Origin of the sequence: Streptomyces sp. NRRL WC-3742, from assembly GCF_000720635.1 — a bacterium.
Classification (GTDB): Bacteria; Actinomycetota; Actinomycetes; order Streptomycetales; family Streptomycetaceae; genus Kitasatospora.
On the sequence record NZ_JOCF01000026.1, the window covers coordinates 51,591 to 64,798 of the forward strand.

Genomic DNA, 13,208 nt, shown 5'->3' on the forward strand with positions numbered 1-13,208 from the left:
AACGCCGCCATGGGCTACACCAACTTCAACCAGTTCAGCCACGCCGAACTGCGCAAGATGGCCAAGGCGCTCAACCCCGGCGCGGTCATGGCGGCAGGCGACCCGTGGCACAAGGCGGCCGAAACCCTCAAGGACATCCGCCAACGCCTCGCCAAGTACAGCAGCGAGGCCGTCGGCACCTGGGAAGGCCCCACGAGCGAGGCGTTCCACAAGCGGATGCTCGACCTGTCCAACAGCCTGAACCAGGCTGCCGCGTACGCCCAGGACGCCGGGAACACGCTGCACAACATGTCCGAGGCGATGGCGAAGGCCAAGCGGGACATGCCCGAGGAACCGGGCATCTGGGACAAGACGAAGGACACGGCGAGCGACTTCGTCGACTTCGTGACGGGCGATGGCGAGGACGAGCACGTAGGCATCACCGCCCGCCGGAAGGCGGAAGCGGCCCAGGTGATGCAGACACTCGCGATGCACTACCGGATCGCGACCCCGGGACTGAAGACCCCGCCGCCCTTGGGGACCGGGGGGCATCGTGATGACAAACCCAGTGACTACGGGTCGCAGGCGGACCCCAGCAGCGCAGCGGCGGCGGCCGCCGTGGTGTCGGGGACGGCAGCTGGAGTAGCACCGGTACGGATGACGACGGGTTCGAGGACGCAGCAGTCCACGTCTTCGATGCCGAAGTCGCCGACCATCCAGGCGAAGAGCGTGTCTGCTCCGACTGACTCGGGCATCAAGGGCGGAACTGCGCAGGCTCCGCCCAAGGAGCCAGGGCCAGGAAGCCGAGACACTACTTCAGGGATCTCCGGAACTCCGGTGTCCCAACCGAGCGGGAGTGTTCCAAGCCCCGCAACCGCCGGGGCCCAGACTTCGGTGCTGAACACCACGCCGGCGGCCACCCCGACTGTCGGCCCGTTCGGCGGTGGAGGGCCGGATGCACGGCCCGCCGGCCCAGTGACCGGCGCGCCGATCGTCGGGCCGGGAGGGCTGCCGATGGAGGGAATCGGTCCGCGCGATGGTCGAGCGGTCGCCGGAGAAGTGGGGCGTGGTGCTGTCGCCAAGTCCGTGGCTGGTCCAGTGGTAAGGCCGGGGATCGGCGAGGGCGCCAAGCAGGCTTTCACGGAAGGTGGTTCGGGCCTGGGAGCTCGCGGGCGACTGCGCGGCGACACGGGCATCGGCACTGCCGGGGCCATGCCTCATGGTGTTCCGATGGGCGATGGCCATGGCCGAAGGAGGGGCAGGGGGAAGGACGGCAAACGGCCGGACTACCTCGTCGAGGACGAGGAAACCTGGGCGTCGGACCGGCCGACCAATCCGAACGTGGTGAAATGAGGCGTCTGTTGACGGACAGTTGATCTGAGTGGGGTGAACTAGGTGACGCGCCGCCAGTTGGCTCGGGGGGCGGCGGTCCTTGCCGTCGGGGCACTGCTCTGGGGCCTGGTGGCACCGGCGGTGTCGGCCGACGAGATCCGTGACCAGCAGTGGGCTCTGAAGTCGTTCGAGGCTGAGACGAAGGTCTGGCCGGTGAGTCAGGGCGAGGGCGTGGTCGTCGCCGTGATCGACAGCGGGGTCAACCAGGATCATCAGGACCTGACCGGGCAGGTACTTCCGGGGGCCGACTTCACCGGCGCCAACACGGACGGCCGTTCGGACGGCGACGGTCACGGCACCGGGATGGCCAGCTTGATCGCTGGACACGGCCATGGCTCACAAGTCGGCGTGATGGGTTTGGCGCCGAAGGTGAAGATCCTTCCGGTGAAGATCAAGTTGGGTACCGACGACTACTCCTTCGCAGTCAACGAACTGCCTCGGGCGATTCGATTCGCGGTGGATCACGGCGCCAAGGTCATCAGCATGTCCCTCGGTGGGAGGTTCCGGTTCGATCTGGAGTCCCGTAAGGCTGTCGCCTACGCGGTGTCGAAGGACGTGGTGCTGGTGGCCAGCACCGGAAACGACAGTTCTGAGCCTGTGGAATACCCGGCATCCTTCCCCGGAGTGGTGGCTGTCGGGGCGGTCGATTTCAAGGGGGCCCTGTGGGATCGGTCCACGTCGGGTCCCGAGACCACCCTCGTCGCGCCCGGCGCAGAGATAATCCGAGCCACGGCCAAGTCGTCGACGAGCTACGGGATGGCGAGCGGTACCTCCGACTCCACCGCCTACGTCTCCGCGACTGCTGCCCTGATTCGTTCCAAGTATCCGAACCTGTCCGCTGGACAGGTCATCAACCGGATGATCACCACGGCTACCAAGCCGGCGGATGGGTCGAAGGTGCCGAGCGATCGGTACGGCTACGGGTCGGTCTCGCCGGCGAAGGCGCTGGAGGTGAATCCGGCAGTCGACAACGGCCCACGGGACAATCCGCTGTTGACGCGCAAGGAGTCCCAGGGCGACCCGCCGGCGGACGACCCCACGGACGAGCCGAGCATCGCCCCAGTGGTACCTGACCACACCGCCGACGACACCGGCGATCTGATCGCCGTGGCGATCGTCGCGGCCGGGGGCCTGGCGGTGGTCGGGGTCGTGGTGCTGGTGGTCGTGCTCGTGGTCCGTTCGCGGCGGCGGACGCGGCGGAAGCGGCGGGCGGCGGAGGAGGCGGCGCTGTCTCCGTATCCGCATCCCCACTCCTACGCCCCGACTCCTTCTTCTCCCCCTCCGCCGCCCGCCCCGCCGCGTCAGTGAGTGGCGAGCCACTCCTCCCGTAGCGCCGCCATGTACAGGGTGTCCCAGTACCGCCCGTCCCAGTGGTGGGACTGGCGGGCGCGGCCTTCGAGGACGAAGCCGGCCTTCTCGTAGGCGCGGATGGCGCGTTCGTTGTACTCGTACACGTCGAGGTGGACGCTGTGGAGGCGGATGGTCTCGAAGGCGTGGCGCAGGATGAGGACGGCGGTTTCGGTGCCGAGGCCGCGGCCGGTGTTGGCCGGGGTGAGGGCGATCCGGAAGCCGGCGGAGGAGTTGTCGGGGTCGAGGTCGTTGAGGGCGGTTTCGCCGAGGAACTGGCCGGTGGTGGGGTCTTCGACGGCGAGGTCGAGGCGGTCGGGCTGGTCGGCGCGGGTGGTGCACCACTGTTCGATCCGGTCGCGGGTGAAGGTGGTGCGGGTGCCGGTGAGCCGTTTGATGTCCTCGTCGGCGCACATCTGCCACATCGGGTCGGTGTGGCGGGCGCTGAGGGGGACGAGGCGGACGGTCGGCCCGTGGAGGGTGGGCTTCACGGTGAGGGCGCCGAGGTGGGTGGTCATGGCGCCAGGATCGGCGGCTGCCCGTCCGTTCGTCCACGTGTTTTGCGAGCCCGAGCCGCCGGGCCTCCGGGCCGCCTGGCCTCCCGGCCGCGGGCTCAGTCGGCGACGGCGATCTGCCGGCGGTGGTGGGCGGGGGTGGTGAGTTCGTCGACGACGGCGACGGCGAGGTCGGCCTGGGCGATGCGGGTGCCGAGGACCTGGGGGCCGCCGCTGCGGTAGCGGCCGGTGCCGGGGGCGGTGCGGTCGAGGTCCATGGGCGGGGTGACGACGACCCAGTCGAGGTCGGCGGGGGAGGTGTGGAGCAGGTCGAGGGCGGCGGCGTGGCCGAGCGAGAAGGCGCGGTACTCGGCGGGGAAGGCGGGGTCGTCGTGGACGGCGACGCCGGGTGCGGTCTCCAGGGTGGTGGCGACGCCGACGCTGACGAGCCGCTGCACGCGGGCCCGGCCGAGGCCCGTGACGAGGGCGGTGGTGGCGGCGCCGTAGAACTCGGTGGACGGCGTGTCCGGGGTGTAGACGGAGCTGACGGCGGCCCGGTGTCCCTGCCCGGTGGCGGCGACGGCGGCCGCGTCGGTGACGTCGCAGGCCACCAGCCGTACGCCGGGGCCGGCGAGTTCGGCGTGGCGGGCGGGGTCGCGGACGGCGGCGGTGACGGTGAGGCCGCGGCGGCGGGCCTCGGCGACGACGGCCCGGCCGACCTGGCCGCCCGCGCCGTAGACGATGACGTCGGTGATGCCCTGAGTGACGTCCTGAGCCACGTCCTGAGTGCTGCCCATGGCGGTGTCCGTTCCGCTCGTGGGCGGGCGCTGTCGCCCGCCGTTGAGGGGACGGTAGGTCAGGGGGTGCCGGTTACTTCAACGGTACCGGCGCGCCCGCGCGGGGGCCGGGGGTACGGTCGGGGGCATGACGCAGAGCGTGCTGGAGCCGCTGTCGGCGGACTTCTTCCCCGCCGACTGCCCGGTGCAGACCGTGCCGGTGCTGGGGAGCAGGAAGTGGGCCTGGAAGATCATCCGCTGCCTGGAGGGCGGCCCGCGCCGGTTCTCGGAGCTGCGGGTGCCGCTGGGGGCGATCACCGCGAAGGTGCTGGCGGAGTCGCTGCGGTCGATGGAGCAGGACGGCGTGGTGTCGCGGACGGAGTTCGCCGAGAACCCGCCCCGGGTCGAGTACGCGCTGACGTCGCTGGGCCGCACGCTGCTCGGGCCGATGGACGCGGTGTGCGCGTGGAGCCGCGAGAACCTGCGGGGCCTGCTCGAGGCCCGGGCGGAGTACGAGCGCGAGCACGAGCACGAGCACGAGAACTGAGTCGCGACCTGGCGGCATTTCGGCGACGGCTGGCGGTCCTGCCGCTGGTGGGCGGGGTGGCGCGGCGGCGATGCTGGGCCCATGAGCACCGAACAGCACGCCGCGAGCGCGGCCGAGGAGATCGTCCCCGACACCAAGGACTGGACCTGGGTCCTGGAACGCCCGTGCCCCGACTGCGGGTTGAACACCCCGGCGGTGGTGCGGGAGGAGGTCGCCGGGATGATCCGGGCGAACGCCGAGGGCTGGCTGGCCGTCCTGGGCGGGGAGGAGGACGGGCTGCGCCTGCGTCCGGAGCCGGCGGTGTGGTCGCCGCTGGAGTACGCCTGCCACGTCCGGGACGTCTTCCGGCTGTTCCACGTCCGGCTGAACCTGATGCTCGACGAGGACGGCCCGCTCTTCCCGAACTGGGACCAGGACGAGACGGCCGTGGCCGGGCGCTACGGCGAGCAGCGGCCGGATGTGGTGGCGGGGGAGCTGGCGGAGGCCGCGCAGACGCTGGCCGCAGCCTTCGAGGCCGTGGCGGGGGAGCAGTGGCTGCGCACCGGTGACCGCAGCGACGGGGCCCGCTTCACGGTGGAGTCCTTCTCCCGCTACCTGATCCACGACCCGGTCCACCACCTCTCCGACGTGACGGGCGAGCGGGTCTAGGAGCCCTGATCAGTCGCTTCCCTCACCAGCCCGCGCCCTCACCAGCCCGCGCCCTCACCAGCCGGTGGCCTCGCGCAGCATGGTGCGCCGCAGGCGCCCGGCGACGCTCGCGGTGTCGGTGCCGATGACGTCGGCGATCTCGGGCGCGGCCAGTCCGACCACGTAGTGCAGGATCGCCAGGTCGTCGTCGACGGGCCGGCGGTCCTGCTCGGTGGTGTCCACCCGGCGCAGGACGGTGGGGTCGGTCGGGTCGGCCGGGTTCGTGGACGCGCGGTGGGTGCTGTGTTCGGCGACGGTGCCGCGCAGGATCTGCCAGGCCCGCGCGGTCGGGTTGGAGCTGCCGAGCAGCTCGCGCCACTGGACGGCGATTTCGGCGAACGCCTGCTGGACGGCGGTGGCCGCGGCGGCGTGCTCGGCCAGCCACACCCGGGCATAGCTGAGGTACCGGGGGCGGTGGAGTTCGCAGAAGGCAGCGAACTCCAGCGGCACGTCCGGTGGCACCTGCGGCAGTACCTCCGGTGGCGCGCCCGGCGGTAGGCCCTCCGGTCCGTCCGATCCGGCCTCCTCGGCCGGACTGGTGGACCCCATGTGACGGTTGGTCATCTCGTCTTCTCGGCAAGGGAGATGGGTATCTGACGGTCGATCATCTGTGCTCACTCTACGGTAGGCCCCCGGTGCACTGGGTGACCAATCCGATGGAATGCCCGGAACCCGTCGCCGGCCGTCCGGTTCCGGTGGCGGTCGGAGCCGTGGAGCGGTGGGTGTGGTGGGAGCCGGGGGAGGGCCGTGGCCCGGGGGGCGACGGGGAGCGTCCTGCGGTGGTGCGGGAGGACTTGTTGCGAGCACGTCGTGGCTGGTCAGAGGCTGGTCGGAGGGCGGAGCACGGCAACGGCCGCGGTGCGGTTGATGTGCCACCGTAGGCCCTGCGGCGGCCCGCGTCCACGCCCACGGCGCGAACCCGTACCCGCACTACCGCCTGCACAACCTCTCCTGCGCCCGTGTCGGTGGTGGTCCGCACACCCACGAGCGGTGGGGGATGGGCGGTGCGCTCGTCGCGGTGACGGCGCACCGGATCGCCGGGCGGTGGATCGGGCGGTGGTCGGGACGGTCCCGCGCCTGTCGGTCGCCACGGTGCATGTCGACCACGTCCCGGTCGTCAAGTGCGGGACGTGGTACGGGATGTGACGGTCAACGAGGCGTGTGGACCTCCCCGGGGGTGACCTGCGGCGGGAGGAGCGGCACGGCCCGGTCGTCGGCCGCGGTGCTCCGCTCGACCTGCGAGGGGAACGCCTCCACGGCCCGCTTCCGGGCGAGCTCGGCGGCGGCCGAGACGGCAACCGAGGCAGCGGCCGAGCCGGCCGAGCCGGCCGAGGCGGTGGCGGCGGTCACCGCGGCCTCCTCCCGGTCGTACCGGTGCCCCGCGCCGGAGCCCTGATGCGATGCGCCCGGCTGGTGCGCGGCCCCTCCGGCGTGCGCACTGCCCGCGCGCGCCCCCGGCGCTTGCCGTCTGCGTCCGAGTGCGGCGCGGGCGGCGTGTTCCTCCGCCATCTGTCTAGCGGCCAGGTACGCCTGAACGGCCGCCATACCGTAGACCGGCTGGATGAGTTGGTGGCCCTTGAAGAAGGGTCTGGCCGGGGCGAATCCTGCGGCGACCACGAGGTCGCGGATCTCCGCTATCTCCGCCTCGCTGCGGGCGGTGAAGCGGACCTCCCAGCCCTTCTTGTACGTATGGCCCTTCTCCCCGCTGCGGCGGGCCGGGTCCGGGCGGCGGACGTATCCGGGCAGGCGGCCGAGGCGGAGCTGGGCCGCGCGGAGGCCGGCGGTCTCGTCACGTGACATGACGTAAGCCTAGGCAATCTTCGGGGTGAGATTGACGCCCGGGGAGTCCCTCGGCGTATGCCCTTGATCACGCTGGGTCAGATCCCCAGGTGGGTGATCATTTTCGATCAGATCCGACAAGCATACGAAAGACAAATCCTCCGAATGAGTGAGGGTATGAGGACTTTAGTGCAGGCTGGTCCCGGTTTCGCGACGGTTGAGTAACAGTGCGTCAGGCGGCCGGTCGCGGGCCCGGGCGGTTGGGGATGGTGTCGGCATGAGCTACCGGATTCCCTCGCCGCCGCCGTCCCTCGAGGAGTTGGCGAAGCGTCAGCAGAACGTCGTCACCGCGAGCCAGCTGCGCGCCCGGGGCGTGCCGGCCCGGGTCGTCACCGGGCACTGCCGCCGCGGCGGCCCCTGGCAGCGGCTGCTGCCGAGGGTCTACCTGCTGCAGTCCGGCGAGCCGACCCCGGAGCAGCGGATGTGGGCCGCGCTGCTGTACGCGGCGCAGAACGGCCGCGAGGAGGGCCGCCGCGCGGGCGCGGTGATCACCGGCACGGCTGCGCTGGCACTGTACGGCTTCGCCGCCGTGCCCCGCCTTCCGGCGGTGACCGGGGTGGACGTCCTGGTGCCCCGCCAGCGCCGCCTCAAGGACGTCGGCGAGGTCCGGATCCTGCGTACGGAACGGGAGTTGGAGGCCCGCTCGGTGCACGGGCTGGCCTGCGCCCCGGTGGCCCGGGCGGTGGCCGACGCGCTGCTGGAGTGGACGGCGCAGCCGGGCGGTGGCGCGGCCCCGGTGCGCGAGGTGCTGCGCGAGGCCGTGGCCAGGACCGGGGGTGCCCGCACCGAAGGCCGCTGCACGGTACGGGAGTTGGTGGGGGAGCTCGCCGACTGCGGCCTGACGGCCGAACCGCAGGTGCGCGCCGCCCTGGACGAACTCCTCGCCGCCGAACGGGACTTCGTGCGCGAGGAGCTCCGCCGGCTGGCCGACCGGTGGCAGCTGCCCGTCCCGCTCGGGGCCCCCGAGCTGCGGATGCGCGGCGGCACGTACATCGCCGTCCCCGACCTGTACTGGCCGCACCGCGGCGTCGCCGTCGAGGTGGACTCGGACCTGCGCTGCGTGAGCGAGGGCGAGGCCGCCTGGGTGCGCGGCGGCCAGCACCGGATGGAGTACCTGGGCCTCCGGGTGGTGTACGTCTCCGGCGCCCGGCTCGCCGCCGAACCGGAGGCCGTCCGCGAGGAGCTGTGCGAGGCCCACCGGGTGGGCGGGACGGACGTGGTGGAACTGCTGGTGGTCTGACCCGAGCCCGAACGCCCCGAGCCGCCCCCGAACGCCCCGACCCGAGCCCGAACGCCCCGAGCCGCCCCCGAGCCGCGCCCTACGAGCGGACGACCGGGCTGCCGACCAGCTCGACCCCGGCCTCCCGCAGCTCCTCCAGCGCCTCGGCGGTGGTCTGCGCCGACACCCCGGCGGTGAGGTCCAGCAGTACCCGGGTGCGGAACCCCGCCCGGGCGGCGTCCAGCGCGGTGGCGCGCACGCAGTGGTCGGTGGCGATGCCGACCACGTCGATCTCGTCGACCTGCCGCTCGCGCAGCCACTCCACCGGGCCGCGGTTGTTCTCGTCCAGCCCCTCGAAGCCGCTGTACGCCGCCGAGTAGGCGCCCTTGTCGAACACCGCCTCCACCGCGCCGGAGATCACCGCGGGCGCGAAGTTGGGGTGGAAGCCCACGCCCTCGGTGCCGGCCACGCAGTGCGGGGGCCAGCTGCGGACGAAGTCGGGTTCGACGGAGAAGTGGTCGCCCGGGTCGAGGTGGTGGTCGCGGGTGGCGAGGATGTGGTGGTAGCCGGGGGAGGACTCCGCGATCAGGTCGGTGATGGCGGCGGCCACCTCCGCGCCGCCGGCGACGGCCAGGCTGCCGCCCTCGCAGAAGTCGTTCTGCACGTCGACGACGATCAGTGCCCGGTGCATGGTTCGCGTCCTCGGATGTGGGAGTTCGGATGTATCGGATGTAGGAGTGGGGGAGTAGGGGAACTCTACGGCTGACTCTAGGGAGTGGCGCGCGGGGGCGGAAGGGTTGTGTCCGCCGCCCGTGCGCGCTCCCGGGTGCGCCCCGACCCCGGCGGGCCGTCAGACGAGGAGTTCGGTGGGGATGACCGCCTCGCCCTTGGAGAGCTGGGTGGCCGACAGGGGCAGGGCGGAGCGGGCGCGCACGTGGCGCTCGCGGGCGGCGGTCAGCGGCTCGCGCCCGACGGTCTCGCCGGCCTTCACCAGCGGCACCTGGATCAGGTGCGCCTCCAGGTCGGCCGGCACGGGACCGGTGCCGACGACCTCGGCCTCGGCCACGCCCTCGGCGTCGGGCCGGCGGGCGGCCCACTTGCGGCCGCCGACGCTGGTCTTGCCGCCGGCCGCGCGCTTGGCGACGGGGATCAGCGGCCCGCCGGGGCGCTCCTCGCGGGCGACGAGCTTGTAGACCATCGCGCAGGTGGGGTGCCCGCTGCCGGTGACGAGGCTGGTGCCGACGCCGTAGCCGTCCACGGGCGCGGCGGCCAGGGCGGCGATGGCGTACTCGTCGAGGTCCGAGGTGACGATGATCCGGGTCTTGGAGGCGCCGAGTTCGTCCAGCTGGCGGCGCACCCGGTGGGCGAGCAGGGTGAGGTCACCGGAGTCGATGCGCACGGCGCCCAGTTCGGGCCCGGCCACCTCGACGGCGGTGCGGACGGCCTCGCGCAGGTCGAAGGTGTCGACCAGCAGGGTGGTTCCCCTGCCCATCGAGGCGATCTGGGCGCGGAAGGCGTCCCGCTCGGTGTCGTGCACCAGGGTGAAGGCGTGCGCGGCCGTTCCGGTGGTCGGGATGCCGTGGGTGAAGCCGGCCGCGAGGTCGGAGGTGGCGGCGAACCCGGCGACGTACGCGGCGCGGGCGGCGGCCACGGCGGCCTGCTCGTGGGCCCGGCGGGCGCCCATCTCGATGACCGGACGGCCTCCGGCGGCGGCGGTCATCCGGGAGGCGGCAGCCGCGATCGCCGAGTCGAAGTTGAGGATCGACAGGATGACGGTCTCCAGGATCACCGCCTCGGCGAAGCTGCCCTCGACGGTGAGCAGCGGCGAGCCGGGGAAGTAGACCTCGCCCTCGGGGTAGCCGTGGATGTCGCCGCGGAAGCGGTAGCCGGAGAGGAAGGAGAGGGTGTCCTCGTCGACGACGCCCTGGGAGGCGAGCCAGTCCAGTTGGGCGGTGTCGAAGCGGAAGTTCTCGACCGCGTCGAGCACCCGGCCGGTGCCGGCCATGACGCCGTAGCGGCGGCCGGAGGGCAGGCGCCGGGTGAACACCTCGAAGACGGATCGGCGGTGCGCGGCTCCGCTGCGCAGGGCGGCCTGCAGCATGGTGAGCTCGTAGCGGTCGGTGAGGAGCGCGGTCGACGCGGCCGCGCGCACTGAAGTGGCGTCCATGAGGATGATGCTACTACCACTTAGCGTCAAAGTGACGATTTCTCGTGCTGTGCACCGGGGCGGAATCGCCCGGGGGTCCCCCGGATGGCAGCATGGGGCAGGAGGGGTCATGGACGGGGTAATGGACGAGAGCGCAGACGCCTGCGCGGCGAAGGAGGCCCGGCGGTGAGTGTCGCGCCCGTGGAGATCGAGCGCCCGGAGGTCGAAGGACAACCGGTGCTCGAACCGGACACGCCCTGGGTGACCATCGTGCACAACGACCCGGTCAACCTGATGAGCTACGTCCAGCACGTCTTCCAGGCTTACTTCGGCTACCCGAAGGACAAGGCCCGCAAGCTCATGATGGACGTGCACACCAAGGGCCGGGCAGTGGTCTCCAGCGGCACCCGCGAGGAGATGGAGCGGGACGTGCAGGCCATGCACGGCTACGGCCTCTGGGCCACGCTCCAGCACGACTGATCCCACCCGCATCCGCGGGAGACCGAACCCGCGGGGGACCGAGACGACGAGGACGGGCTGACCGATACAGATGGCCGCATTGTTCGAGAGCACCGGAGACGGCGGCGCCGCGCTCGCGCTGGACGAGCTGGAGGTCGCCATCCTGCGCACCTTCGAGGTGCAGATGCTGGAACTGATCGGCCCCGGCCCGGGCGGCGAGGACGGCGGCGACCCGCTGGCCGCGCTGTTCGCCGAGGGGCCGACGGAGGCGCCTGCCGATCCGGCGCTGGCCCGGCTCTTCCCCGACGCCTACGGCGACCCGGGCAAGCCGGAGGACGCCGAGAGCAGGGAGGCGTCCGGCGAGTTCCGCCGCTACACCGAGCCCGACCTGCGCACCCGCAAGCGCGAGGACGCCCTTGCCGTCGTCCACTCGCTGAACGGCTTCGGTGACGGGGGCCTGCTGAAGCTGGCGGCCCCCGAGTGCCTGCACTGGCTCGGCGCGCTGAACGACGTACGGCTCGTCCTCGGCTCCCGGCTGGAGGTCACCGAGGAGGACGAGCAGGGCCTCTACGACCTGCCGGACGGCGACGAGCGCAAGCCGCTGGTCGTGGCCTACCTCTGGTTCGGCGCGCTCCAGGAGTCGCTGCTGGAGGCGATCGCGGACTGATCCTGCCCGCCTCCGGGCACGCCCCGGTCGAATCGTCCAGTATCTGGACGGTCGGCCGGGGCTTTTCCGTTCAAAACGGGCGAAACCCTATCAGTACATGCTCAAATATCGCTCAGATGAACACCGCTGTCCGAACGCTCCGTGGTACGACTTCCCCACCCCACGAGACCCACCAGGACGGTTCCCATGGCCGAGAAGCCGTATGACCAAGTCGTCGACACCGCACCGGACGAGGAGGGGTACGAGCGGGGACTGGGCAGCCGTCAGATCCAGATGATCGCCATCGGCGGGGCGATCGGCACGGGCCTCTTCCTCGGCGCCGGCACCGCGATCTCCAAGTCCGGGCCGAGCCTGATCCTCTCCTACGCCGTCGCCGGCGTGGTCATCTTCGCGATCATGCGCGCCCTGGGCGAACTGCTCACCTACCGCCCCGTCTCCGGCAGTTTCGCCGAGTACGCCCGCGAGTTCCTCGGCCCCTTCGCCGGCTACGTCACCGGCTGGACGTACTGGCTCTTCTGGGTCGTCACCGGCATGGCCGAGACCACCGCCGCCGCCGTCTACGTCCGCTTCTGGGCCCCCGACATCCCCCAGTGGCTCAGCGCCCTGGTCTTCCTGGTCATCCTCTACGCGGCCAACCTGATCTCCGTGAAGCTGTTCGGCGAGATCGAGTTCTGGTTCTCCATGGTCAAGGTCACCGCCATCATCGGCATGATCCTCATCGGCATCGGCGTCCTGACCCTCGGCTTCAGCAAGGCCGGTGACACCGCGTCGGTCACCCACCTCTGGCAGAACGGCGGCTTCTTCCCCAAGGGCATCGGCGCCACCGTGATGACCCTGCAGATCGTCATGTTCGCCTACCTCGGCGTCGAACTCGTCGGCGTCACCGCGGGCGAGAGCGAGAACCCCCGGAAGACCCTCCCGCGCGCCATCAACACCCTGCCCTGGCGCATCGCGCTGTTCTACATCGGCGCCCTGGCCGTCATCCTCTCCCTCGTCCCGTGGACCGAATTCCAGCCCGGCGTCAGCCCGTTCGTCGCCGCCTTCGGCAAGATCGGCATCCCCGCGGCCGCCGGCATCATCAACTTCGTCGTGCTCACCGCGGCCCTGTCCTCCTGCAACTCCGGCATGTACTCCACCGGCCGCATGCTGCGTGACCTCGCCCTGCGCGGACAGGCCCCCGGCCGGCTCACCGCGCTCAACACCCGCCGCACCCCGGCGTTCGCGATCACCGTCTCCTGCCTGCTGATGGGTGCCGGCGTGATCCTCAACCGCCTCGTCCCGGAGCGGGCGTTCGAGTACATCACCTCCGTCGCCACCGTCTGCGGCATCTGGACCTGGGCGATGATCCTCGTCTCCCAGATCCGCTACCGGAAGGCGTGGAAGGGCGGCCACCTGCCGCCGCCCACCTTCAAGGCCCCCGGCGGCACCTGGACCAGCTGGGCCGCCCTCGCCTTCCTCGCGATGGTCGTGGTCCTCATCGCCCTCGACAAGGACAACCGCATCTCCCTGTACGTCTTCCCCTGCTGGGCGCTGCTCCTCGTCGTCGGCTACCAGGTGCTCAAGCGCCGCAACCCGCAGGCCGTCCACGGCCTCGCCCACGACCACCTGCACGCCCGCGACGGAAACGTGGACACCCACTGACCGAGGCTCGGACGC

14 protein-coding genes are annotated in these 13,208 nt (G+C 71.6%); 8 read left to right on the top strand and 6 right to left on the bottom strand.

The window, feature by feature from the left end:
• Nucleotides 1-9: 9 nt before the first annotated feature.
• Together IH61_RS44570 and mycP are read left to right on the top strand one after the other, a co-directional pair.
• A complete protein-coding gene (locus IH61_RS44570; protein WP_078911148.1) occupies nucleotides 10-1,332 on the top strand; it encodes a WXG100 family type VII secretion target in 1,323 nt (440 codons plus the stop codon).
• Between the two features lie 42 nt (nucleotides 1,333-1,374).
• Nucleotides 1,375-2,679 carry a type VII secretion-associated serine protease mycosin gene (gene mycP / locus IH61_RS0116430; RefSeq protein WP_051837197.1) on the top strand — a complete coding sequence of 435 codons (1,305 nt, stop codon included), beginning with the start codon at nucleotides 1,375-1,377 and terminating at the stop codon, nucleotides 2,677-2,679.
• Here the strand turns inward: mycP and IH61_RS0116435 are convergent.
• Entirely contained in the window at nucleotides 2,673-3,236 is a 564-nt protein-coding gene (locus IH61_RS0116435; protein ID WP_031070291.1) for a GNAT family N-acetyltransferase, read from the bottom strand. The two genes, mycP and IH61_RS0116435, sit on opposite strands and share 7 nt — an antisense overlap.
• Before the next feature lie 95 nt (nucleotides 3,237-3,331).
• Nucleotides 3,332-4,009, bottom strand: a complete 678-nt coding sequence (locus IH61_RS0116440; protein WP_051837199.1) for an NAD(P)-dependent oxidoreductase — start codon at nucleotides 4,007-4,009, stop codon at nucleotides 3,332-3,334.
• A 127-nt stretch (nucleotides 4,010-4,136) separates the two neighbouring features.
• Between IH61_RS0116440 and IH61_RS0116445 the strand changes: the two genes are divergently transcribed.
• Both IH61_RS0116445 and IH61_RS0116450 read left to right on the top strand, forming a co-directional pair.
• The gene (locus IH61_RS0116445) at nucleotides 4,137-4,535 is read left to right on the top strand and encodes a winged helix-turn-helix transcriptional regulator (protein ID WP_031070295.1); all 399 of its coding nucleotides are present in this window, start codon (nucleotides 4,137-4,139) and stop codon (nucleotides 4,533-4,535) included.
• Between the two features lie 81 nt (nucleotides 4,536-4,616).
• Nucleotides 4,617-5,183, top strand: a complete 567-nt coding sequence (locus tag IH61_RS0116450; protein WP_051837201.1) for a DinB family protein — start codon at nucleotides 4,617-4,619, stop codon at nucleotides 5,181-5,183.
• Between the two features lie 54 nt (nucleotides 5,184-5,237).
• Here the strand turns inward: IH61_RS0116450 and IH61_RS42910 are convergent, their stop codons facing one another.
• On the bottom strand, nucleotides 5,238-5,786 hold the full coding sequence (locus tag IH61_RS42910) for a hypothetical protein (RefSeq protein ID WP_158845039.1): 549 nt from the start codon (nucleotides 5,784-5,786) through the stop codon (nucleotides 5,238-5,240).
• A gap of 585 nt (nucleotides 5,787-6,371) precedes the next feature.
• A complete protein-coding gene (locus IH61_RS0116465) occupies nucleotides 6,372-7,022 on the bottom strand; it encodes a hypothetical protein (protein WP_031070300.1) in 651 nt (216 codons plus the stop codon).
• A gap of 256 nt (nucleotides 7,023-7,278) precedes the next feature.
• Between IH61_RS0116465 and IH61_RS0116475 the strand changes: the two genes are divergently transcribed.
• The gene (locus IH61_RS0116475; RefSeq protein ID WP_051837205.1) at nucleotides 7,279-8,301 is read left to right on the top strand and encodes a hypothetical protein; all 1,023 of its coding nucleotides are present in this window, start codon (nucleotides 7,279-7,281) and stop codon (nucleotides 8,299-8,301) included.
• Between the two features lie 79 nt (nucleotides 8,302-8,380).
• Here the strand turns inward: IH61_RS0116475 and IH61_RS0116480 are convergent, their stop codons facing one another.
• Together IH61_RS0116480 and IH61_RS0116485 are read right to left on the bottom strand one after the other, a co-directional pair.
• Entirely contained in the window at nucleotides 8,381-8,971 is a 591-nt protein-coding gene (locus tag IH61_RS0116480; protein WP_031070303.1) for an isochorismatase family protein, read from the bottom strand.
• Between the two features lie 159 nt (nucleotides 8,972-9,130).
• Complete coding sequence (locus IH61_RS0116485) at nucleotides 9,131-10,447, bottom strand: nicotinate phosphoribosyltransferase (protein WP_031070305.1); 1,317 nt, start codon at nucleotides 10,445-10,447, stop codon at nucleotides 9,131-9,133.
• Between the two features lie 165 nt (nucleotides 10,448-10,612).
• Between IH61_RS0116485 and clpS the strand changes: the two genes are divergently transcribed.
• From clpS to IH61_RS0116500, 3 genes are all read left to right on the top strand, one after another.
• Nucleotides 10,613-10,906: an ATP-dependent Clp protease adapter ClpS gene (gene clpS / locus IH61_RS0116490; protein ID WP_031070307.1), complete on the top strand. Its 294-nt coding sequence runs from the start codon at nucleotides 10,613-10,615 to the stop codon at nucleotides 10,904-10,906.
• Nucleotides 10,907-10,976: 70 nt separating this feature from the next.
• Nucleotides 10,977-11,552: a DUF2017 domain-containing protein gene (locus IH61_RS0116495; protein WP_031070309.1), complete on the top strand. Its 576-nt coding sequence runs from the start codon at nucleotides 10,977-10,979 to the stop codon at nucleotides 11,550-11,552.
• A 186-nt stretch (nucleotides 11,553-11,738) separates the two neighbouring features.
• Nucleotides 11,739-13,193 (top strand): amino acid permease, encoded by a 1,455-nt coding sequence (locus tag IH61_RS0116500; RefSeq protein ID WP_051837207.1) that lies wholly within the window; start codon nucleotides 11,739-11,741, stop codon nucleotides 13,191-13,193.
• Nucleotides 13,194-13,208: the final 15 nt, after the last annotated feature.